The organism is Olleya sp. 1-3 (assembly GCF_002836085.1).
In the GTDB taxonomy this organism is placed as follows: domain Bacteria; phylum Bacteroidota; class Bacteroidia; order Flavobacteriales; family Flavobacteriaceae; genus Olleya; species Olleya namhaensis.
This window is the reverse complement of sequence record NZ_PJBW01000019.1, coordinates 1-2,993: the sequence shown is the minus strand read 5'-3', so window position 1 is coordinate 2,993 and position 2,993 is coordinate 1. Positions and strand designations below refer to the sequence as shown.

Genomic DNA, 2,993 nt, shown 5'->3' with positions numbered 1-2,993 from the left:
GCCAAGCATAGCGGAATTCCACTCAAACTGAAAAAATAGGACTTTAAAATAACCGAATTTCTGCCGACTCAAACTCCGAAAAACTTACCGTAAACTGAATTTCACTCTTGCGGAATTCTGATCAAACGGAATTTATATAGTTTACGGAATTTAAGCAGCCTTGTGTGAAATTCAGACTATTGAACCTCACTCAAATCCGAATTGAAAGCGGATGAATCTATTGCCGAATTCCAACTGTTGTGTTGAATTTCACTCAAACGGAATTACATTGATTATGTGAAATAATTAGCGAAATTCCACGCGTGGCAACAACGTGCATAATTAATATGCTTGTTTTATGCGTATCGTGAAATTCTGCCGAATTTCACTAATGGTTAGTTTTTATTTATTAATTTAGTTGACTTAACAACGCATACTAAGTCATGCACAAGCACGTTGTACATAATACCACAAACTGCGAAAAAGAATGATAGATATTACTAAAAAATTACCAATTTCATTAATTACTCTTTTGAATAATTTTAATGAAAAATTAATTCCTTTTCGTAAAAAAACAGAATTAAATGCTACTTCTTCTAAAGTTAGCTTTAATAGTATAAATTATGAAAGCATAAAAACAAAATACACAATCAAAGACAGTAATTTCTTTTTTGAAATAAATTTCGTAATAGACGGAGATTATATAGGTTGGAACTATTATCCTGAAACAAAAGATTCAAGTAAAAAAACCACTCAAAAGAGAATTTTATTTGACAAAAAATCATCAAGTCAACTAGCAACAGACTTGACAAAATGGGAAGAGAATATTATTTTAACTGACAAACTAGACAATCCTTTAGATTTCTTTATTAAAGACAGAATAATAGAATTTTACTCAAATGAAATTCAACAAAAAATGACTTTTAACGAATTTGAAGACGAATTACCTCTCGCATCCGAAAAACAAGAATTAGCAATAATATTAATTGAAAAACAAGAAAAATTTTTAGAAATAGAATTAAAAGAAATAGAGGATAAAACTTCCGAAAAATATCAAGATTTAAATAAGGCAAAGGAAAACTTAGAAGAATTAAAGGAAAATATGTCCCGAATGACTGTGTCTGAAGTGAAATACAAATGGAGTCTTTCTTTTGGCACTATTATTAAATGGTCTAAAAAGAAATTTACAAGTTTTATGAATATTGACAAAGCAAGTGGAAATGACATATCAAGATTGATAGGTAGTTTTTTAGGAGGAGTATTTGGAGTTCCTAAAATTGAATAAAGTACTATGTACAACACCGTGTATAATTAATTGCTGGTTTTAGCTCACTTGGGAAATTCCTTCGGAATTTCGCCGTTCGTGCTTTATTTAGTAAATTCAATGCTTAAACAATGCAACTAATCATACACAACAACGTTAGCTACAATTACTCGGAAAAATTACCAACCAGAAATCTGCCAAACTTTACGCTGAAAGAACCACTCAAAATCGGAATCAAATATTGCGGAATAATTTACTCATCTCCTGAATTTACTCTTGCGGAATTTAGCAAGTTGCGGAATAGCCACTCTAACGGAATTAAAAAAAGAAGATCACTTTTCGGACTTCACTCAGAATTGAGCAATTTAGCGGAATAAAAAAAGCGTACTTACTCGAATGTCTTGTAAAAGTAGCTAACAACGCATAAAAAAAATTGCTATATTTAGAACTAATTTTAAAAGTCGTTGCTATTTTACTACATCTGATTTTCCTTCGGAAAATCCTCGCACGCAAAAACGCAACTATTTTTATACAAAACCGTTAGGCAACATTTGAAATGAACATTGAGAAAACCATTTTACTTTTAGTATTTTATTTGATAACTGGCTTATCATTTGGTCAAACTGAATCTGAAAAACGGATTTCTGAACTTATCGATAAATTGAATTGGGAATCTGTGACAATTGATTGTAACTATGATTTAGTTTTAACTCAAACTGATTCGATTTCTAATAAGTTAGTAGAAATTGGAAAACCCATAACAAATCAGATGTTGAGTGCTTTAAGAATCCCTGAAAAATCAGTAGCTTCTCACATAATTCTAACTCGAATATACAAAGACACTGAAAAAAGAATTGAAGGAATTGGAACTAAATATATTCGCAAAAATTGTAAAGAATCTGTTGGATGGCATCATATTTACAATGGAATTAATTGGGAATGGATTTCTGGAGATGGTTTAAGTATAACTCAAAGCCAAATGGATTTAGCTTCAAATTATTGGAATAAAAAATTGATTTTAAAAACTAAAGCTAAAATGCCAAGTTTTGACGAAATTATCAAAAGACTTACACTCGAAGATAATGCAAAATATCCTTGTATTGATAATAAAAACTATGAGAACAATTCATCTAATATTAAGTTTGAGAATTTAAAGAAAGTCATTGGTCTCAAATCAACTGACAAAGAATTAGTACAATTAATGAGTAGCTTAGGCAATGACACTATAAATAGTTATTATGATGATAGTTATTTCATTGAAAATGGTCCAGATGGTATAGAATTTAAATTTGCCTCTAATGATTCCCTAATGAGAATTTTTATTACCAAAGATTACAAAGGAACATTATGGAGCGACATAAATTTTAAATACAAAAAAAGAAAGATTGAGCGGAAATTGCCAAAACCTGATGAGCGAAAAAGTGGAGGTGGAAAACAAGAGAGGTTTTGGTATCGCGAACCGAATTTAGAAATCTTTTTTAATAGTGATGAGACTATTAAACATATAATGATTGGAATATAAAAACGAAAATAAAACGTTGCCTAACAACGTGTATAAAACATAGCTATTATAGGCTTTCCGAGAGGTTTTTGTATATTTACAAAGTACGCCAAATTTTTTATTTGGTTATATTTATAAAAGAAAATTAAACATAAAAATAAAAAATTCGGCTCGTGCTAAATCCGAAAAGTTAGCGTTTATTTATACGCTACGTTTCATACACAAGACCGTTACCTGCAAGCTGTAAAG

At 30.0% G+C, this 2,993-nt stretch carries 2 protein-coding genes; both read left to right on the top strand.

The genetic code is table 11. The features are described 5' to 3' along the window. The first annotated feature begins 466 nt into the window (after positions 1 to 466). Entirely contained in the window at positions 467 to 1,264 is a 798-nt protein-coding gene (locus CXF54_RS12845) for a hypothetical protein (protein WP_101203859.1), read from the top strand. A gap of 535 nt (positions 1,265 to 1,799) precedes the next feature. Continuing rightward, positions 1,800 to 2,765: a hypothetical protein gene (locus CXF54_RS12840; protein WP_101203858.1), complete on the top strand. Its 966-nt coding sequence runs from the start codon at positions 1,800 to 1,802 to the stop codon at positions 2,763 to 2,765. The last annotated feature ends 228 nt before the right edge of the window (positions 2,766 to 2,993 follow it).